The organism is Streptomyces sp. NBC_00457, assembly GCF_036014015.1.
Classification (GTDB): Bacteria; Actinomycetota; Actinomycetes; order Streptomycetales; family Streptomycetaceae; genus Streptomyces.
The window spans coordinates 1,692,215-1,709,889 of the sequence record NZ_CP107905.1 but is presented as its reverse complement, the minus strand read 5'-3'; the positions used below and the strand labels follow the sequence as shown (position 1 = coordinate 1,709,889).

Genomic DNA, 17,675 nt, shown 5'->3' with positions numbered 1-17,675 from the left:
GTGGACACCGAAGAATTCCGACTGCCCCGGTCGCGGCAGGCGAACGAGCGGCTGCACGCCATGATCCCCGGCGGCGCGCACACCTACGCCAAGGGCGACGACCAGTACCCCGAGCACCTGGCCCCGGTCATCAGCCACGGCCACGGTGCCCATGTGTGGGACATCGACGGCAACCGCTACATCGAGTACGGCTCAGGCCTGCGGTCGGTCAGCCTCGGCCACGCCCACCCCCGCGTGACCGAGGCGGCCCGGCGGGAACTCGACCGCGGCAGCAACTTCGTGAGGCCGTCCATCGTGGAGGTCGAGGCCGCGGAACGCTTCCTGGCCACGGTGCCGACCGCCGAGATGGTGAAGTTCGCGAAGAACGGCTCCGACGTCACCACCGCCGCGGTCCGCCTGGCCCGCGCCGTCACCGGGCGCCCACGGGTGGCCATCTGCGGCGACCACCCGTTCTTCTCCGTCGACGACTGGTTCATCGGTACGACGCCGATGTCCGCCGGTATTCCGGCGGCGACCACCGAGCTCACCGTGGCGTTCCCGTACGGGGACCTTGCCGCCACGGAGGCGCTGCTCAACCGGTACGTCGGCGAGATCGCCTGCCTGATCCTCGAACCCGCCGGCCACATCGAGCCGCCGCCCGGCTACCTCGCCGGGCTGCGTGAGCTGGCGGACCGGTACGGCTGCGTCCTGATCTTCGACGAGATGATCACCGGCCTCCGCTGGTCCGAGGCGGGCGCCCAGGGCCTGTACGGCGTCGTCCCCGACCTCTCCACGTTCGGCAAGGCGCTGGGCAACGGGTTCGCCGTCTCCGCGCTCGCCGGGCGCCGCGAGCTGATGGAGCGGGGCGGGCTGCGTCACTCCGGCGAGCGGGTGTTCCTGCTGTCCACCACGCACGGTGCGGAAACGCACTCCCTGGCCGCCGCGATGGCCGTGCAGACCACCTACGTCGAGGAGGGCATCACCGCACAACTGCACGCCCTCGGCGAGCGGTTGGCGGCCGGTGTCCGGGACGCCGCGGCGAGCATGGGCGTCGGAGACCACGTCGTCGTCCGGGGCCGGGCCAGCAACCTGGTCTTCGCCACCCTCGACGAGAACCGGCAGCCGTCGCAGCCGTACCGCACCCTGTTCCTGCGCCAACTCCTCGCGGGCGGGGTACTGGCCCCGTCGTTCGTGGTGAGCAGCGCGCTCAGCGAGGCCGACATCGACCACACCGTGGCGGTGGTGGCCCAGGCATGTGCCGTGTACCGGAAGGCACTTGACGCCGGCGACCCCACTCCCTGGGTGGGCGGGCGGCCGGTGAAGCCGGTATTCCGCCGCTTGGCATGACGCGACGGTGACATGACGTGCCGTCAGCGACGCGCCTGCCGACCGGCGTCGGCCAGACGGTCGGCCTGCCGGTCGGCCTGCCGGTCGGCGATCCGGTCGACCAGCCACGCGGTCGCCGGAATCACCGCCAGCGCGGTGCACCAGCCGCCGAGGACGTCGGTCGGGTAGTGCGCGCCCAGCGCGACCTGCGCCCAGCCCATGGCGCCGCCGGCCACCAGCGGCGCTCCCATCACGAGTGATGTGCCGGCCGTCCTGCCGAGGCCGAGCCGACCGGTCGCGAGCAGCGCGGCCACCAGGGCGAGCGCGGTGAGGAAGGCGGTGTGCCCGCTCGGGTAGGACAGGTTGCCGGGGCCGTGGATGGTGCGTCCCACCAGGTGCTTGAGCAGCCTCGCCGTCCCCACGGTCACACCGACGCCGACCACGACGAGCACCGCCGCACGAGGACGCCGAAGCAGCAGGCACCCCGTCACGGCGGCCACGACCAGCATCGCCGCTCCGGCGGGCTCCCCCAGGAAGTCGATGGTCAGAGCGACGTACCGCCACGGCGGCCGCACGCTGTCCGCCGTCGGCTCGATGATCCACCTGTCCACCCGGCCGGGCTCGCCCTGGTCGGCGTACAAGCCTCCGACCCCGACGACCACCAGAGCGGCGAGGGCCGCGATCAGCCCCAGCCACGCGCGCAAGGACGGGGGCAGCAGGCGATCCAACGCGAGCCCCCCCCATCGTGTCACCGGTGTGTGCAACCCTAACCAACCTCCACGGAGACATACGGCCATATCGGTCTCGCTGACCACCGAGGATGTCGAGAACGGCGTGATGACTCCGTCCCAGGGCCAGAAGCGACCACCCTGGTCGCCCGACCCCAGGAGGCCCACCATGACGAACGACCAGGTCACCGAGATCCTCGATCGCCCGCTGAGCCAGGAGCTGCTGGCCCGTGACCTCTGCCGCCTGGCCTACGTGGCCAAGGACGGGACACCGCGGAACATCCCGATCGCCTTCTCCTGGAACGGCAAGGAGATCGTGATGTGCACGTCGAGGAACGCCCCGAAGCTGGCTTCGCTCCGTCACAACCCGGCCGTCGCCCTCACGATCGACACCGAGGTGCACCCGCCCAAGATCCTGCTCGTCCGCGGCACCGTCGAACTCGACGACGTGGACGGCATTCCCGAGGAGTACCTCGAGATGAACGGCTCGTACACGATGACGGCCGAGCAACGGGTCGAGTGGGAGGCCGAGGTCCGCTCGCTCTACGACGGCATGGTCCGCATCGTGATGACGCCGACGTGGGCGAAGCTGATCGACTTCGAGACGACCTTGCCCAGCGCCGTCGAGGAACTCATCCAGCGGCGTGCGGAACGTCAGCGGCAGAGCCACTGAAAACCTGTTGGTGGACCAAGGCGGCCACTGCTACTTTTCCGGAGGCCGTGCGAGAGAACGAGGAGGTGGTACCCGTGAACGTATCGACATGGGTGCTTCCCTCCGGGGTCACGGTCGGGCGATAGGCAGGTCGTCCGGGAGCGCCGTTCACGAGCACTCCCGAAAGGCACGACCATGCGATTCACTTCCGAACAGCGTCTCGACGACGGCGTCCTCGAACGCGAATTCACCCTCGGCGAGATCCCCGGCACCCTGTGGACGCCCGAATCCGCCGCACCGGCCCCGCTGATCCTGATGGCCCACAACAACGGCCTGCCCAAGCGGGATGCCCGGCTGGTGGCCCGGGCCCGGCTCACCGCGGCGTACGGCTACGCGGTGGCCACCATCGACGCCGTCGGGTGCGGTGACCGACCCCGCTCCGCCGCCGACGAGCAGGCCCGCGCCGACCTCCGCCGGGCGATGCAGGCCGGCGAGCCGGTCGACGAGATCTTCGAGTCCGTCGTCGGCCCCCTGGTCGAAAAGGCGGTACCGGAATGGCGGACCACCCTGGACGCCCTCCTCGCACTGCCCGAGATCGGCGGTCCGGTCGGGTACTCGGGGTGGACCGCCCTCGGCATCCGCCTTGCGGTGGCCGAGCCGCGCATCGCGGCCGCCGGTTTCTTCGCCGGGGGTTACGTGCCCCGCGCCCAGCGCGAGGAGGCCCGGCAGGTCACCATTCCGCTGCTGATGCTGCTGCAGTGGGACGACGAAGGGAACCCCCGGCAACGGGCCCTGGACCTCTTCGACGCCTTCGGCAGCAAGGAGAAGACGCTGCACGCCAATCTGGGCGGACACCTCGGTACCCCGTGGTTCGAGAGGGAGGACGGGGACCGGTTCTACGACCGGCACCTGAAGTGAGGCCGGGCCGTCTGGCGGGCAACAGCCGGTAGGCGGTGTCACCTTGCCCGCTGGTCGGTCACTTCGCCTGGGCGAGCCAGACCGCGTCGCGGCCGGCTGGGAAGCGGAGCTGGCCGGTCGTGTCGTGCACGGCCCGCCAGACCGTCTCGGCGACGTCGCTCTCCTCGGTGAAGACGTCCTGGCCCATGAAGCCGTCCATGGCCTTCTTCGCGAACGCCGCGTAGGGCGCCGGGACCAGTTGGTCCAGCGAGGCGCCGTTCGTCGCGTTGGCTGCGAAGTTCGTGGTCAGGCAGGCGCCCGGCGCGACCGTCTTCGCCCGCACACCGAACGGCGCGAGTTCGAGCGCGAGGGACGCGGTGAACCCCTCGATGGCCATCTTGCTCGCCTTGTAGACGGCCGAGAGCGGCATGTGTCCCAGCACCACGCTGGAGGTCACGTTGACCACCACGCCGGAACCCCGCTCCCGGAACCGGGGCAGTACCGCCTGCGTCGTCGCCATCACACCGAAGGTGTTGGTCTCGAACACCTCCCGTACACGGGCCATGGGCGTGCCCTCGAACACGCTGATCGAGGGCACGCCCGCGTTGTTGACCAGGGCGTCGACGGGCCCCGCCGCCTCGAACGCGGCGGTGATGGACTCGGGCTCGGTCACGTCGAGTTCGACGATGCGGAGCCGGTCCGACTCGGGGAGGACGTCCGGACGCGGGGTGCGCATGGTGGCGATGACGTTCCACCCCTGCGCGTGGAAGTGGAGGGCGGTCGCCCGCCCGTAGCCGGACGACGTGCCAGTGATCAGAACGGTCTTCATGCTGGGTCCTTTGCGATGTGGTGGGGTCCGCGGAGGGACAAGCATTTTCCTGCTCCGCGGAAGAACCGATGACCCCATTGAATCGCTCTGACCTGCGTTGACAGTAGACCTATCCTCGCCCTGCCTTGCATGATCCTCTTCCATCACCCAGCCCGCTCAAGGGATGACGCTCACGGGACTGCGTGCGGTGTCGCGCAGGCGGGCCGCATCCTGGCTCGGGGGAGCCCCGAACTGGCGGCGGTACTCCCGGCTGAACTGTGAGGGGTTGTCATAGCCGACGCGCCGGCCGACGCCGGTGACATCGCCCGGGTGGGTGGCGAGCAGCAGCCTGGCCTCCTGCAGCCGGATCTGCTTCTGGAACTGGATGGGGCTCATCGCGGTGACCGCCTGGAAGTTGCGGTAGAAGGCGGAGACGCTCATGCCGGACATGCGTGCCACGTCCTCGACCCGGAAGGGCTGCGCGTAGTGCTCGCGGATCCAGCGCACGGCGCGGGAGACATGGCTGAGGCCGCTGTCGGCCAGGCCCAGTTGGCGAACCGTCGCCCCCTGCTCGCTGGTGATCAGGCGCCACAGGATCTCGCGCTTGACCAGCGGGGCCAGTACGGCCCGGTCGCGAGGTTCGTCGAGCAGGCGCAGCAGCCGGACCGCCGCGTCGAGCAGCGGGGCTGACGCGTCGCTGACGGCGATGCCCGATGGCACGCCTGAGTCGGCGCGGGGGAGGTCGCCGGGGCCGGCCCGCAGCAGCAGTTCGGCCACGGCGGACGGCTCCAGGGTCAGGCCGAAGCCGAGGGCGGGTCGCTCGGGTTCGACCTGGGTGAACTGCCCCGTGACGGGCAGGTCCACGGATGCGACCAGATACTGCCCGGCGCCGTATTCGTAGACCCGGTCGCCCAGTGCGAGGCGTTTGGCGCCCTGGGCGATGACCGCGAGCACCGTGCCGGACATGGAGGGTGCCGGCGGATCCGGCCGGTCGACCTTCGAGATGAGGACGCCGTCGATGGCGGTGGTCCAGTCGGGGCGGGCGTGCCGGGCCAGCAGGGTGCGGAGCTCTTCGAGGTGCATGCGTCCATTGCAGCACCATCCCCGCGTCCGGTCTCCCGTGGCTGCGAGGATCGTGCAAGCGCCGACGAGCATTGTTCTAACGTTTCCGCAGGTCAGCGGCGTTCAATGGAATCACTTCACTCCCTCACCGAGAAAGAAGGCAGCCATGAACGCCACCTATGGCTTCAACGCCACCCTGACCGCCAGGCCCGGAATGGGCGACCGGCTGGTCGACCTGCTGCTGACCGGCCTGAACGAGGGCAGCCCCGGCGCGAGCGAACACTGCGTCGTCTACCTGGTCTCCCGTTCCGCGTCCGACCCCGACGTCGTCCACGTCACCGAGGGCTGGACCAGTGAGGAGGACCACCACCGGATCTTCGCCGGCGAGGCCGCCCAGGCCATCGTGGCGCGGATCGACGGGCTGCTGGCCAAGGAATCCGAGTTCACCGACTACGTCCCGGTCCGCGGCAAGGCCGCTCTCTGAAGCCCGCGGATCGAACACGGACCTCTTCTCGCCCGACGCCCCGAAAGGCAGCAACCATGACCACGGCACGCCCCGCCCTTGACCCCGAACTGCGCGAACTCCTGGCCGACATGCCCCTGATGTCCCAGCTCACCCCGGAACTCCTCGCCCAACTGCGTCAGCTCCCCTCGACGCCCGTCGAGTCCCTCCTCGCCCACCGGCAGGTCGAGCGGCGCGACATGACCGTGTCCGCCAAGGACGGCGCCCAGATCGGCCTGTCAGTCCTCAGCCCCGCGCGGACCGACCCCACCACCCCCGCCGCGCCCTGCATCTACTGGATCCACGGCGGCGGGATGGTCATGGGCGACCGCTTCTCGCAGATCGACATCCCCCTGGAGTGGCTCGACCGGTTCGGTGCGGTCGTGGTCACCGTCGACTACCGGCTCGCCCCGGAGGCCACCGGCACCACCCTGGTCGACGACTGCTATCAGGGCCTGCTCTGGATCGCCGAGCACGCCGACGAACTGGGCATCGACGCGGCCAGGATCATCGTCGCGGGCGCCAGCGCGGGCGGCGGGCTCGCCGCCGGCGTCACCCTCTTGGCCCGCGATCTCGGCACCCCGGCGATCGCTGCGCAGGTGCTGATCTGCCCCATGCTCGACCACCGCAACGCCACCACCTCCAGCCGCCAGTACTCCGGCGTTCCCGGTGTCTGGACCGGCGAGATGAACGCGTTCGGATGGCACGCCGTCCTCGGCGACCTCACCGACGAGGAGATACCCGCGTACGTCTCACCCGCGCTGGCCGACGACCTCTCGGGCCTGCCGACCACCTATATCGACACCGGCTCCTCCGAGGTCTTCCGCGACGAGGACACCGACTACGCCACCCGCGTCTGGGCGGCCGGCGGCCAGGCCGAACTGCACGTCTGGGCGGGCGGCTTCCACGGCTTCGACGCGCTGTTCCCGCAGGCACAGATCTCGGCCACGGCCCGCCGCACCCGCACCGACTGGCTCGCCCGTCTCCTGCCCCGTCAGTGCTGAGGGTGCGGTCCGGTCGCCGTGTCCGGACCGGTGAACCGGGCTCGGCGGGCGCGGGGGCTCCTGGCGCGTCGGTGGGCTGTCGCGCGTATCGCCATGGCCAGGCCCAGGCAGAAGACCAGCGCCAGGGCGAGGCCGGAGCAGAAGACGGCCAGGGTGTTCATGGTCGCGATGTCGTTGCCGAGGACGGACACGGTGTACTCAGGGCCGCCGGACAGATTGTCGCTGATTGCGAGCCCGGTGAACGCGGCGGCGCCCGCGAGGAGGAGCAGTCCGATGAAGAGCATCCGAGTCATCTCCTAGAGAGCCCGAAAGGGAGGCTGAAAGGGCCTCGACGGCACTTCGGCACTACGGGTACCCGTGACTCGCCGTGACACACGGCCCTCGAGCCGTCGTCGTCGAACGCATCGCCACCCGGTTGATCACCCACAGGACCAGCCCGATCGCGACCAGGACGCCGGCGCGGACGTAGACGTCGGCGTCCCGTTCCGCGAGCGGACTGGCCAGGATCACGGAGGTGATCACGCCGAGCACCGGCACCCAGCTGGGTGCGCGGAAGTGCCGTTGCTCCACACGGTCCTTGCGCAGGACGAGTACCGCCGTGTTGACCACGGCGAAGACGCACAGCAGCAGGAATGACGTGGTGTCGCCAAGTCCCTTGATCTCGCCGGTCGTCACCAGGCCGACGGTGATGAGAGTGACGAAGGCGATGCCCGTCACCGGCGTCCGGCGATTCGGCAGGACACGGCCCATGGCACGGGGGAGCACCTGCTCATTGGCCAGGCCGTAGCAGAGCCGGGACGCCATCATCATGTTGATCAGGGCCGAGTTGGAGACGGCGAACAGCGCGATGAGGGCGAAGAGCTTCGCCGGGAAGTCGACCCCGCTCTCCTGCACGACGAGCAACAGCGGCGCCGAAGAGCCCGCGAGATCCTGGTGAGAGACCATGAGCGAGGAGATCAGCGCGACGAGAACGTACAGCGCGCCGGCCACGGCGACGCCCACGAAGATGGCCCGGGGGAAGATCCGCGCGGGATTCCTGGTCTCCTCGACCATGTTGACCGAGTCCTCGAAGCCGACGAAGGCGAAGAAGCCGAGCGCCGTCGCCCCCAGCACCCCGGTCACCAGTGCCAGGCCGGTGCCGCCCGCCTGCACGTCGCCGAGTCGCCCGGGCTCGCCTTCGCCCGCGAGGACGGCGACGGCGCCGATCGCGATGATGACGAGCAGCCCGGTCAGCTCGACGCAGGTGATGGCGACGTTGACCTTCACCGACTCGGCGACACCGCGCAGGTTGATCGCGGCGAGCGCCACGACGAAGAGGATCGCGATGAGCGTCGGTGAGAGATCGGTGAACTCCGCCATGTAGTCACCATTGAACGCCAGGGCCGCCGCACTCGCCGAGGACAGCCCCGAACTCATGACCATGAAGGCCACGATGAACGTCAGGAACGGGACCTGGAAGGCCTTCTGGGTGTAGAGGGCGGCGCCCGCCGCGCGCGGATACTTGCCGACCAGCTCCACATACGACGCCGCGGTGACCAGGGCGACCACGAAGCCGACCGCATAGGGCAGCCACAGGGCCCCGCCGATCTTGCCCGCGACCTCGCCGGTGGCGGCGTAGATGCCGGTGCCGAGGACATCGCCCACTACGAACAGAGTCAGCAGTCCGGGACCGATGACCCGCTTGAGTGCGGGAGTCTCCGCTTCGCTGTGCGAGGTCTGTCCGGGCGCAGTCACGGGAGACGGGTGGGCAGGTGGTCCTCTTCCAAACAGGGATGAAATCCTTTTCATCGGCGAGGTAGGGTGAGCACTACTCACGGTGAAAGGATGCGGACGCAGGTGGTGACGATCCATGACGTGGCACGGGCCGCCGGAGTTTCCCCGGCGACCGTCTCGCGTGTCTTCAACGGCGGCAACGTCACACCGGCACGTGCCCAGTCCGTGCAACAGGCCGCCGCAGCGCTCGGGTTCGCGCCCAACCGGCTGGCGCGGTCGCTGCGCAAACAGCGGTCCAGCGTGATCGCCCTGATCATCCCGGACATCGAGAACCCGTTCTTCACCTCGCTCGCCCGCGGCGTCGAGGACGCCGCGCAGCGAACCAGCCTGTCGGTTGTCCTGTGCAACTCCGACGAGGACACCGACAAGGAACGCCGCTACCTCGAGGTCGCGCTCGGCGAGCAGATGGCCGGCGTGATCGTGGCGGTGGCCTCCCAGGACGAGACAGATCTGGAGCCGCTGATCACCCGGGGCGTACCCGTGGTCGCCGTCGACCGCCGGCCGCGCGACGCCGACGTGGACGCGGTCCGGGTCGACGACCGGCACGGCGGTGAGGTGGCCACCCGCCATCTGCTGCAGGCCGGCTACCGCAGGATCGCCTGCATCACCGGCCCCGCAGGTGCCTCCACTTCGGAGGAACGTCTGGCCGGCTACCGCGCGGCGTTGCACGCGGCCCCAGGTGCCGTGGTCGACAACGACTATGTGCGGCACGCCGACTTCCGGGTCGATGGCGGCCGGGCGGCGATGCGCGAGCTGCTGACGATGGACCAGCCGCCCGACGCCGTGTTCGTCACCAACAACCTCATGACCATCGGTGTCCTCGACGCCCTAGGTGAGGTCGGCCGCACTCCACCCGGCGTCGGAGTGCTCTCCTTCGGCGATGTGCCCTGGGCGTCGCTGGTGCGGCCGTCCTTGACCGCGGTCGAGCTGCCCTCGTACGAGCTGGGGCGCGCCGCGGCCGACATGCTGCTGCAGCGCATGGACGGCGGCCAGGCGCCCTTGCAGACCGTGGTGCTCCGCACGAAGCTCCAGGTCCGTGAGAGCACCGCGGGGCCGGTCGAGGACTGACCAGCCCCGCTGTTCGTGGTCGGTTACTTGATGCCGGAGGTCTTGACCGACTCCACGATCTGCCGCTGGAAGGCGAAGAACAGGAGCAGCATGGGCAGCGCCGCCACGGTCGAGGCCGCCAGGATGTAGTTCCAGTTCGACCCGTACTGCGTCTGGAACGAGGCGATGCCGAGCTGGACCACCGTCAGAGCCTGGTCGTTGGTGGCGACCAGCGGCCAGACGAAGGCGTTCCAGTTGGCGAGGAAGAAGAAGATCGCCAGGGCCGAGAGGATCGGGCGCGACATCGGCAGGACGATGTTCCAGTAGACCCGCCAGTGGCCGCAGCCGTCGATGACCGCCGCTTCCTCCAGTTCCTTCGGCAGCCCCAGATAGAACTGGCGCAGCAGGAAGATGCCGAAGGCGTTGAAGATCGCCGGGATGATCAGGCCGGCATAGCTGTTCAGCAGATTCAGCTCGCGGGCGACCAGGAACAGCGGGATCAGCACCACCGGTGCGGTGACCAGCAGGGTTGCGAAGATCGCGCCGAAAAGCTTTTCACGGCCCGGGAAGCGCAGCCGGGCCAGCGCGTAGGCGGCCATCGAGTGGAAGAAGAGGGCCGCCACGGTGATCACCGCGGAGATGAAGAAGCTGTTCCAGAGGTAGCGGGCGAACGGGACCTCGGTGAAGACGTAGACGAAGTTGTCGAAGGTGAAGTCCCGGGGGATCAGATTCCCGTCCGTGACGGTGGCGCGCGTCTTGAAGGACGACGTGAGCATCCACAGCACGGGGAAGATGCTGATCAGCGACAGGACGACGGCCAGGGCCGTCAGCCCGGCGCGGGGGGACAGCAGCCGTCGGCCGGACCGGGGCGCCATGGTGTCACTCGCCATCGTCGAACCTCCCGCCTCTCGTGAGCTTGAAGATCACCGCGGAGATCAGGACCATGATCAGCACCAGGAAGGAGCCCATGGCCGAGGCATAGCCGTACTCCCCGAATCCGAAGGCCTGTTGGTAGATGTAGAAGATCGCCAGCGAAGTGCCGTTGGCGGGACCGCCGTTGGTGAGGACGAAGATCAGGTCGAGGCCGCCGGTGATGGCGGCGACCGTCGACATCAGCAGGACGAAGAAGCTGGTGGGGCGCAGCAGCGGCCAGGTGATGGTGCGGAAGGTGGTCCACGGGCCCGCGCCGTCGATGCGCGCGGCCTCGTAGAACTCCCGGGGGATCTCCTGCAGTCCGGCCAGAAAAATGATCATGTAGTAGCCCATCATCACCCAGACCATGACCGCGATGACACAGCCGAGGGCCAGGGACGGGCTGCCGAGCCACGACTCGCCGCCGAAACCGGCCGCGCGCATGGCCCGGTTGACCACGCCGGTCTGCTCGTCGAGCAGGAACTTCCACAGCACGCCGACCACCACAAGGCTGATGACGTACGGCAGGAAGAGCGCCGTGCGGAAGACGCCGACACCGGGGAGCTTCTGCTTGACCAGCAGGCCGAGGCCGAGGCTCACGCCGAACAGGACGGGGACGAGGATCACCACGTACAGGCCGGTGATCTTCATCGAGTCCCAGAACAGGGGGTCGTTCATCATCCGCTCGTAGTTGCCGAGCCCGATCCATTCGTACGATCCGAAGCCGCTGACCTGGAAGAAGCTCAGGCCGATGGACAGGACCATCGGGACGGCGACGAAGACCAGCAGCCCGAGCACGTCGGGGGCGAGGAAGAGGCCGGCGGCCAGCCACTCGCGGTGTTTGCGGCTCAGCCGTGGACCGTCGGCGGAGACGGGAGCCTGTGCCGGGGCCACGGACCGGCGGCGTTGTTGTGCGGCGACACTGCTCATATCAGGCTCGCCCCCTTGTAGCTCTTGGTGTAGGCCGCGATGGACCGGGCGGCTCTCTCCGCCTCGCCGGCCACGTCGCGGCCGGCGAGCATGGTGCCCTGGATGGCGTCGGAGATCGCCTTGTAGACGACCGGGGGATAGCGCGGCTCGGCCCGGCCCCCGGGGAAGATCTCGTCCTTGAACTTCTTCATCGCCGCGGAGTTGTAGCCGCCCTTGGCGGCGCCGCGCTCCAGGGCGCTGGCGCGGGGTGCCACGTCCGACTTGGCGCCGACGCACCAGTCGACCATCCGGTTGATGGCGTCGTCCTTCATGGAGCCCAGCGCCCAGACGCAGAACTCGGCCGCCGCCTCGGGGTTGCGGCCCTGCGCGTTGGCGCAGAAGGACCAGCCGCCCAGCGTGGTCACGTACTCGCCGCCCGCCGGTACCGGAAGTTTGAAGACGCCGTATTTGTACTCGGGTGCGAACGCCTTGAAGCTGGAGACGTTCCAGATGCCCTGCTGCCACATGGCGACGTTGCCGCCCTTGAAGCCGCTGATCACATCTCCGGCCGCGGGCAGAGTGCGCGGCGCGATGCCGTGCCGTACCGCGTCCTGCCAGAACCGCAGGGCCTGGCGGGTGGCCTGGGAGTCGAAGGAGACCTCGCTCCGTTCGTCCAGGACGTCGCCGCCGCCCTGCCACATCCACGGGTACCAGGTGAAGTTCTGGTAGTAGCCCGGGTTGGTCTCGAAAACGAGGCCGGCCCGGGTCGTACTGCGCAGCTTGTCGCCGATGTCGAGCATGTCGTCCCAGGTGGTGGGGATGTCGGCCTCGGACAGCCCGGCCTTCTCCCACACGTCCTGGGCGTAGAACATGGCCAGCGGCTCCACCTCCATGGGGAGGGCGTAGACCTTGCCGTCGACCGTGCGGCTGTCGAGGGCGGAGCCGTAGTCGTCGACGGCCGCCTTTTCCATGTACGGGGTGAGGTCCGCGAGGACGCCTCCGTTGTAGTAGCGCAGGAAGTCGCCGGGGGAGAGCAGGAAGATGTCCGGGCCCTCGCCGGTGGCGAAGGCGGACGGCAGCTTGAAGCCGTTGAGGTAGGTGGGCTGCGGCAGGTGGACGAGGTCGATCTGCTGCCGGTGGGTGGCGTTCCACTGGTCGACCATGTCGACGAACCACTTGGACTGCGCGTTGAGGGCCGGGTCGGGCGAGCGCTGCGGTCCGTAGAAGTTCCAGAACTGGAGGTTGCCGCCCTTCGCCTGGGCCGTGCCACAGCCGGTGAGCAGGGCCGGAGCGGCGAGGGCCGCTCCCGCGCCGGTGAGTGCGGTGAGGAAACGTCGGCGTGAGGTGGTGGGCGGGCGCCCGGCGTCGTTGCCGTGCTGGAGCATGCGTGCGCTCCTGTCGGAGTGTTCGGAGTGAGAGGCGGGGCTGGGTGGGAGTTCGGCGCTCAGTCGACTTCGAGCGTCAGCAGGTCCGGAGTGGCGGGGCGGGACGCGGAGCTGGGGGCGTCCAGATAGAAGAGCGAGGTGCTGGCGATGTCGTCGCTGGTGTGCCGGTAGCGGTGCGGCAGACCGTTGCCCTGGCCCGGTCCGATGCCGAGGCTCTGCACCGTGACACGCAGGTCAGCGGCGAACCGGACGGGGTCCAGGACGTGCCAGCGGTACATCCCGAACCGCTGCTGGCTGCGGTACAGCCCGTCCGGGCGCAGGACCTGGTTCAGGCCCAGGTACGGCGTGGTGTAGGCGGTGTAGCCGTGGCCGGGCACGTCGAAGTTCCAGGCGCCCCCGAAGTAGTCCTCGGTACCGGTGCCGCAGATCGTCGGGAACTCGTCGTCGCCGTCGAGGTAGAACTTCAGCTCGCCCTCGCCCCACCAGCCCGGGCTGTTGACGCCCCACGCGAGGTACGTGCCCACATAGCTGCCGGCGCCGGTGACTTGGTCGAGCAGTGTGTGCACCTCGCCGAACGGCACCGGGTGGCTGCGGCGCCACTGGGCGTGGAAGTACGAGGCGTCCTCGCCGACTTCGTCCAGCTCGTAGTCCACCTGGTAGTAGAGCGTGACCTTCTCGGCCGTCAGGTTCTCCAGCGTGATGTGTGCGCGGCGACGGAACGGCATCGGCCAGTACGCGTTGAAGCCGCCGTTGGGATTCGCGGCGACCGGTACGGACGAGACCTGGCTGAAGGTGTTCCAGCCGTTGCAGAAGAAGTCACCGAGCGGGACCTCTACGGCCGGCTCCTCCTCGCCCTCCCAATACATCCGCAGGAGGGTGCCCCGCCAGGCCTGGTGCGGGTCGGTCGTGCACCACAGGTGACGGATGGTGCCAGGGCCCTCGATGTCGGCGAGCACCGCCGTCTCGCCGGCGGCGATGTCGATGCTGGGGGAGATCTTCCAGCCCGGCCCCAGCCTGCTCGCCGCCACCGCTCCGGTGCCCTCGGTGGCCCGGCCGCCGCCGGACTTGGCTCCGTCGAAGTTCTCGGCGCTGATGGAACGGCTCACGGCTCGCGTCCTGCGGGAGATGCCGTCGAGTCCAAAGGTCGTCATCGTAGTGTGCCTTCATCTCTGAAATCCATTTCACCGGAAGGTAGGCCGGGCCCCATAGGGTGTCAAGGGGTGAGACGTGAAGCCGCTTTCGAGACGAATCAGCGCTCGTCAGATACGGAACTTACGCTGCAAAACGTCCACTTGCGTGCTCAGCCTTGACGGTGAAATCGATTTCTGCCAACGTGCCCCTCATGCCTCGCAACGCAGTCATCGGCGTGGACATCGGCACGTCGAGCAGCAAGGGCGTCCTCGTCGGCCTCGACGGCGCCGTGATCCGCTCGGCCGTACGGGACCACACACCCGCGCGGCCGGGACCCGGCCGCTTCGAAATGGACGCCTCCGTGTGGTGGCGCGAGTTCACCGAACTCGCCCGGGAGCTGACCGCCGAAGGCGACGCCGTCGTGCTCGCCGTCGGGGTCAGCGGCATGGGCCCCTGCGTCCTGCTGACCGACGAGCGGGACATCCCGCTGCGCCCCGCCGTCCTCTACGGCGTGGACACCCGCTCGGTCCGTCAGATCCGGCGCATCGAGGAGCGGCTCGGCGCCGAGGAGATCATCCGGCGATCAGGCTCCGCCCTGACCACCCAGGCCGCCGGGCCGAAGATCGCCTGGATCGCGGACGAGGAGCCCGACCTCTACGCCCGCGCCCGCCGCCTGTACATGCCTAGCTCCTGGCTGGTCAGGAAACTCACCGGGACCTATGTGCTGGACCACCACTCGGCCAGTCAGTGCACCCCGCTGTACGACACGCTCGCGGGCGAGTGGTACCACCCCTGGGCCGCCGAGGTCGCCCCCGGTATCGACCTGCCGCCGCTGCGCTGGTCCGGTGAACCGGCCGGCGCCCTCACCGCCGAGGCCGCCCAGGAGACGGGTCTGCCCGCCGGTGTCCCCGTCACCACCGGCACCATCGACGCCTGGGCCGAGGCCCTGAGCGTGGGCGCGCAGCACACCGGTGATCTGATGCTGATGTACGGCACTACCATGTTCCTCATCCACACCGTGCCCAAGCCGCTCACCAGCCCGTCCCTGTGGGGCACGGTCGGTGCGCTGCCCGGGACCCGCAACCTGGCCGGCGGCATGGCCACCTCCGGCGCCGTCACCAACTGGCTGCGCGATCTGTTCACGGGCGCGGACCACGCCGAACTCACCCGCCTCGCCGCCGAGTCGGGCCCCGGTGCCAACGGGCTGCTGATGCTCCCGTACTTCTCCGGCGAGCGCACCCCGGTCATGGACCCGGAGGCTCGCGGAGTGATCGCCGGGCTGACGCTCTCCCACACTCGCGGCGACCTCTACCGGGCCGCCCTCGAGGCCACCGGCTTCGGCGTTCGCCACAACATCGAGGTCCTCGAGGAGGCCGGAGGCGACATCCGCCGCGTGGTCGCCGTGGGCGGCGGCACCCAGGGGTCCCTGTGGACGCAGATCGTCTCCGACATCACCGGGCGCCCGCAGGAACTGCGCACGACCACGATCGGCGCCAGCTACGGCGGTGCGCTGCTGGCGGCGCGGCTCGTCGGGGACGCCTCGATCGACGTATGGAACCCGGTGCGGGAGACGGTGCGACCTCGCACCGAACACACCTGGCGCTACGACGAGTTGTACGCCCTGTATCGGCGGCTGTACTCGGAGATTTCGTCAACTGTCCATGCCCTGGCGGCACTTCAGGAGCGGTGACGCTCCGCTGGAATTGGCGCGATGTGTCGTCGGTTGGCTGCGGCGCCGTCGTGGCTGGTCGCGCAGTTCCCCGCGCCCCTTTGGGGCGCTGCCGCACCGGCGTACACCCGAACCACAACCGAGATCGCATGACCGCGCACACCCGAACCACCACGGAGACCGTATGACCGCCTACACCCTGCCCGACCTCCGCCGGCCCTCCGCCGCCGAGCCGCACACCGTCTACACCGTGGCCAGCGGTGACCTGCGCCCCGCCGCGAACGTCACCGGCTGGCCCACCCAGGAGAAGCTGGAGAACGACCTCGCCGCGGCCCTCACGGACCTGGGCTGGACGGTGCGCCGTGGCCACCCGGTCGACGAGGGCAAGGGGCACGGGTTCATCGACAGCCAGCGCGCCGGCATCGAGGTCTTCAAGGACCTGCCCCAGGACGCCCCGCTGATCGTCGTCGAGGGCGTCTGGCAGTACAGCCATCACGTCCTCGCCGGACTGCGCAGCCACCGGGGCCCGATCCTCGTCGTGGCCAACTGGAGTGGTGAATTCCCGGGCCTGGTCGGCCTGTTGAACCTCGCCGGCAGCCTGACCAAGGCGGGCCGCGACTACTCCGTCCTGTGGAGCGCCGACTTCACCGACGACTGGGCTCGCGACGGCCTGCGTACCTGGCTGGAGACGGGCACCCTGACCCACGACACCAGCCACGTCCGCCCGCTGTCGCCTCCGCGCCAGGACCCCGAGACCGAACTGGGCGTGGCCCTCGCCCGGCAGCTGCGCGAGGAGAAGGCGATCATCGGCGTCTTCGACGAGGGCTGCATGGGCATGTACAACGCCATCATCGACGACGAGTTCCTCAACCCGCTCGGCATCTACAAGGAACGCCTCTCGCAGAGCGCCCTCGTCGCCGAGATGAACAAGGTCTCCGACGAGGAGGCCCAAGCGGTCCGCGACTGGCTCGACGATGCCGGAATGACCTTCCACACCGGCACCGACGAGGCCACCGAACTCACCGACGCGCAGCTGCTCAGCCAGTTCAGGATGTACATAGCCGCGCTGCGCATCGCCGACGACTTCGGTCTCGACGCCGTCGGCATCCAGTACCAGCAGGGTCTGAAGGACACCGTCCCGGCGAGCGACCTCGCCGAGGGCCTGCTGAACAACGTGCAGCGCCCGCCGGTACGCAGCCGTGACGGCGCCCGCGAGCTGTACGCGGGGGCGCCGCTGCCGCACTTCAACGAGGTCGATGAAGGCGTCGCCGTCGACTCCCTCGTCACCAACCGCATCTGGACGGCGATGGGCCTCGACCCGGCCACCACGCTGCACGACATCCGCTGGGGCGAGGAGTACGACGGCCGGTTCGTCTGGGTCTTCGAGATCTCCGGCTCGGTGCCCGCCTCCCACCACGGCGGCTACGACAAGTCGTACAGCATGCGCCAGCCCTCGATGTACTTCCCGCTCGGCGGCGGCACTCTCAGCGGCGTCTCCAAGCCGGGCGAGATCGTCTGGTCACGTGTGTTCCTGATGGACGGCCGGCTCCACGTCGACCTCGGCCGCGCCACCTCGGTCGAGCTGCCCGAGGAGGAGACCCGGCGCCGGCTCGACGCCACCACCCCGCAGTGGCCGATCATGCACGCGGTCCTGCACGGCGTCAGCCGCGACCAGTTCATGGCCCGCCACCGCGCCAACCACCTCAACGTCGCCTACGCCCCCGACGCCGCGACCGCCGACAAGGCCCTGCGCGCCAAGGCCGCCCTCTTCGCCGAACTGGGCGTCGAGGTCCACCTGTGTGGAGACGTGACCGTGCAGCCGTAGGAACCCGCATGAGCAGGCGAACCGGCGAGCAGGCGAACCAGGAAATCCCCCACGATTCCGAGGAGT

General features: G+C 69.3%; 17 protein-coding genes. 8 read left to right on the top strand and 9 right to left on the bottom strand.

Annotation, left to right across the window (positions count from 1 at the left end):
• The gene (locus tag OG828_RS07960; RefSeq protein WP_328500623.1) at window positions 1-1,326 is read left to right on the top strand and encodes a glutamate-1-semialdehyde 2,1-aminomutase; all 1,326 of its coding nucleotides are present in this window, start codon (window positions 1-3) and stop codon (window positions 1,324-1,326) included.
• A gap of 23 nt (window positions 1,327-1,349) precedes the next feature.
• Here OG828_RS07960 and OG828_RS07955 read toward each other — a convergent pair whose 3' ends face one another.
• Window positions 1,350-2,033 (bottom strand): phosphatase PAP2 family protein, encoded by a 684-nt coding sequence (locus OG828_RS07955; protein WP_328500622.1) that lies wholly within the window; start codon window positions 2,031-2,033, stop codon window positions 1,350-1,352.
• A gap of 169 nt (window positions 2,034-2,202) precedes the next feature.
• On the opposite strand from OG828_RS07955, the gene OG828_RS07950 reads away from it, so the two are divergent.
• Together OG828_RS07950 and OG828_RS07945 are read left to right on the top strand one after the other, a co-directional pair.
• Window positions 2,203-2,706, top strand: coding sequence for a pyridoxamine 5'-phosphate oxidase family protein (locus tag OG828_RS07950; RefSeq protein ID WP_328500621.1), 504 nt, complete (start codon window positions 2,203-2,205; stop codon window positions 2,704-2,706).
• Window positions 2,707-2,880: 174 nt separating this feature from the next.
• Window positions 2,881-3,603 (top strand): dienelactone hydrolase family protein, encoded by a 723-nt coding sequence (locus OG828_RS07945; protein WP_328500620.1) that lies wholly within the window; start codon window positions 2,881-2,883, stop codon window positions 3,601-3,603.
• Window positions 3,604-3,661: 58 nt separating this feature from the next.
• Here OG828_RS07945 and OG828_RS07940 read toward each other — a convergent pair whose 3' ends face one another.
• Together OG828_RS07940 and OG828_RS07935 are read right to left on the bottom strand one after the other, a co-directional pair.
• Window positions 3,662-4,411, bottom strand: a complete 750-nt coding sequence (locus OG828_RS07940) for an SDR family oxidoreductase (protein ID WP_328500619.1) — start codon at window positions 4,409-4,411, stop codon at window positions 3,662-3,664.
• Window positions 4,412-4,567: 156 nt separating this feature from the next.
• The gene (locus tag OG828_RS07935; RefSeq protein WP_328500618.1) at window positions 4,568-5,473 is read right to left on the bottom strand and encodes an AraC family transcriptional regulator; all 906 of its coding nucleotides are present in this window, start codon (window positions 5,471-5,473) and stop codon (window positions 4,568-4,570) included.
• Between the two features lie 145 nt (window positions 5,474-5,618).
• Here OG828_RS07935 and OG828_RS07930 point away from each other — a divergent pair, with 145 nt between their 5' ends.
• Entirely contained in the window at window positions 5,619-5,936 is a 318-nt protein-coding gene (locus OG828_RS07930) for a putative quinol monooxygenase (RefSeq protein ID WP_328500617.1), read from the top strand.
• A 56-nt stretch (window positions 5,937-5,992) separates the two neighbouring features.
• Window positions 5,993-6,958, top strand: a complete 966-nt coding sequence (locus tag OG828_RS07925) for an alpha/beta hydrolase (protein WP_328500616.1) — start codon at window positions 5,993-5,995, stop codon at window positions 6,956-6,958.
• On the opposite strand, the gene OG828_RS07920 is transcribed toward OG828_RS07925, so the two are convergent.
• Together OG828_RS07920 and OG828_RS07915 are read right to left on the bottom strand one after the other, a co-directional pair.
• Window positions 6,949-7,242: a hypothetical protein gene (locus OG828_RS07920; protein ID WP_328500615.1), complete on the bottom strand. Its 294-nt coding sequence runs from the start codon at window positions 7,240-7,242 to the stop codon at window positions 6,949-6,951. The genes OG828_RS07925 and OG828_RS07920 overlap by 10 nt on opposite strands.
• 61 nt (window positions 7,243-7,303) lie before the next feature.
• Window positions 7,304-8,692 (bottom strand): APC family permease, encoded by a 1,389-nt coding sequence (locus OG828_RS07915; RefSeq protein WP_328500614.1) that lies wholly within the window; start codon window positions 8,690-8,692, stop codon window positions 7,304-7,306.
• 90 nt (window positions 8,693-8,782) lie between these two features.
• Here OG828_RS07915 and OG828_RS07910 point away from each other — a divergent pair, with 90 nt between their 5' ends.
• Entirely contained in the window at window positions 8,783-9,799 is a 1,017-nt protein-coding gene (locus OG828_RS07910) for a LacI family DNA-binding transcriptional regulator (RefSeq protein ID WP_328500613.1), read from the top strand.
• A 23-nt stretch (window positions 9,800-9,822) separates the two neighbouring features.
• On the opposite strand, the gene OG828_RS07905 is transcribed toward OG828_RS07910, so the two are convergent.
• Genes OG828_RS07905 through OG828_RS07890 form a run of 4 tightly spaced genes read right to left on the bottom strand, consistent with a single transcriptional unit; the run spans window position 9,823 to window position 14,135 of the window.
• Complete coding sequence (locus tag OG828_RS07905; RefSeq protein ID WP_328500612.1) at window positions 9,823-10,668, bottom strand: carbohydrate ABC transporter permease; 846 nt, start codon at window positions 10,666-10,668, stop codon at window positions 9,823-9,825.
• Entirely contained in the window at window positions 10,658-11,620 is a 963-nt protein-coding gene (locus OG828_RS07900; protein WP_328500611.1) for a carbohydrate ABC transporter permease, read from the bottom strand. Before OG828_RS07900 ends, OG828_RS07905 begins: the two co-directional genes overlap by 11 nt.
• On the bottom strand, window positions 11,617-12,984 hold the full coding sequence (locus OG828_RS07895; protein WP_328500610.1) for an ABC transporter substrate-binding protein: 1,368 nt from the start codon (window positions 12,982-12,984) through the stop codon (window positions 11,617-11,619). Before OG828_RS07895 ends, OG828_RS07900 begins: the two co-directional genes overlap by 4 nt.
• A gap of 59 nt (window positions 12,985-13,043) precedes the next feature.
• The gene (locus OG828_RS07890) at window positions 13,044-14,135 is read right to left on the bottom strand and encodes a glycoside hydrolase family 172 protein (RefSeq protein ID WP_328500609.1); all 1,092 of its coding nucleotides are present in this window, start codon (window positions 14,133-14,135) and stop codon (window positions 13,044-13,046) included.
• 191 nt (window positions 14,136-14,326) lie between these two features.
• Here OG828_RS07890 and OG828_RS07885 point away from each other — a divergent pair, with 191 nt between their 5' ends.
• The gene (locus tag OG828_RS07885) at window positions 14,327-15,805 is read left to right on the top strand and encodes an FGGY-family carbohydrate kinase (RefSeq protein ID WP_328500608.1); all 1,479 of its coding nucleotides are present in this window, start codon (window positions 14,327-14,329) and stop codon (window positions 15,803-15,805) included.
• Window positions 15,806-15,968: 163 nt separating this feature from the next.
• Window positions 15,969-17,609, top strand: coding sequence for a fucose isomerase (locus OG828_RS07880; RefSeq protein ID WP_328500607.1), 1,641 nt, complete (start codon window positions 15,969-15,971; stop codon window positions 17,607-17,609).
• Window positions 17,610-17,675 lie beyond the last annotated feature (66 nt).

What these genes read in the sequence shown, in the direction of transcription:
- OG828_RS07950 (WP_328500621.1), top strand. Translation starts at nt 2,203, where the DNA reads ATGACGAACGACCAGGTCACCGAGATCCTCGATCGCCCGCTGAGCCAG.
- OG828_RS07945 (WP_328500620.1), top strand. Translation starts at nt 2,881, where the DNA reads ATGCGATTCACTTCCGAACAGCGTCTCGACGACGGCGTCCTCGAACGC.
- OG828_RS07940 (WP_328500619.1), bottom strand. Translation starts at nt 4,411, where the DNA reads ATGAAGACCGTTCTGATCACTGGCACGTCGTCCGGCTACGGGCGGGCG.
- OG828_RS07935 (WP_328500618.1), bottom strand. Translation starts at nt 5,473, where the DNA reads ATGCACCTCGAAGAGCTCCGCACCCTGCTGGCCCGGCACGCCCGCCCC.
- OG828_RS07930 (WP_328500617.1), top strand. Translation starts at nt 5,619, where the DNA reads ATGAACGCCACCTATGGCTTCAACGCCACCCTGACCGCCAGGCCCGGA.
- OG828_RS07925 (WP_328500616.1), top strand. Translation starts at nt 5,993, where the DNA reads ATGACCACGGCACGCCCCGCCCTTGACCCCGAACTGCGCGAACTCCTG.
- OG828_RS07920 (WP_328500615.1), bottom strand. Translation starts at nt 7,242, where the DNA reads ATGCTCTTCATCGGACTGCTCCTCCTCGCGGGCGCCGCCGCGTTCACC.
- OG828_RS07910 (WP_328500613.1), top strand. Translation starts at nt 8,783, where the DNA reads ATGCGGACGCAGGTGGTGACGATCCATGACGTGGCACGGGCCGCCGGA.
- OG828_RS07905 (WP_328500612.1), bottom strand. Translation starts at nt 10,668, where the DNA reads ATGGCGAGTGACACCATGGCGCCCCGGTCCGGCCGACGGCTGCTGTCC.
- OG828_RS07900 (WP_328500611.1), bottom strand. Translation starts at nt 11,620, where the DNA reads ATGAGCAGTGTCGCCGCACAACAACGCCGCCGGTCCGTGGCCCCGGCA.
- OG828_RS07895 (WP_328500610.1), bottom strand. Translation starts at nt 12,984, where the DNA reads ATGCTCCAGCACGGCAACGACGCCGGGCGCCCGCCCACCACCTCACGC.
- OG828_RS07890 (WP_328500609.1), bottom strand. Translation starts at nt 14,135, where the DNA reads ATGACGACCTTTGGACTCGACGGCATCTCCCGCAGGACGCGAGCCGTG.
- OG828_RS07885 (WP_328500608.1), top strand. Translation starts at nt 14,327, where the DNA reads ATGCCTCGCAACGCAGTCATCGGCGTGGACATCGGCACGTCGAGCAGC.
- OG828_RS07880 (WP_328500607.1), top strand. Translation starts at nt 15,969, where the DNA reads ATGACCGCCTACACCCTGCCCGACCTCCGCCGGCCCTCCGCCGCCGAG.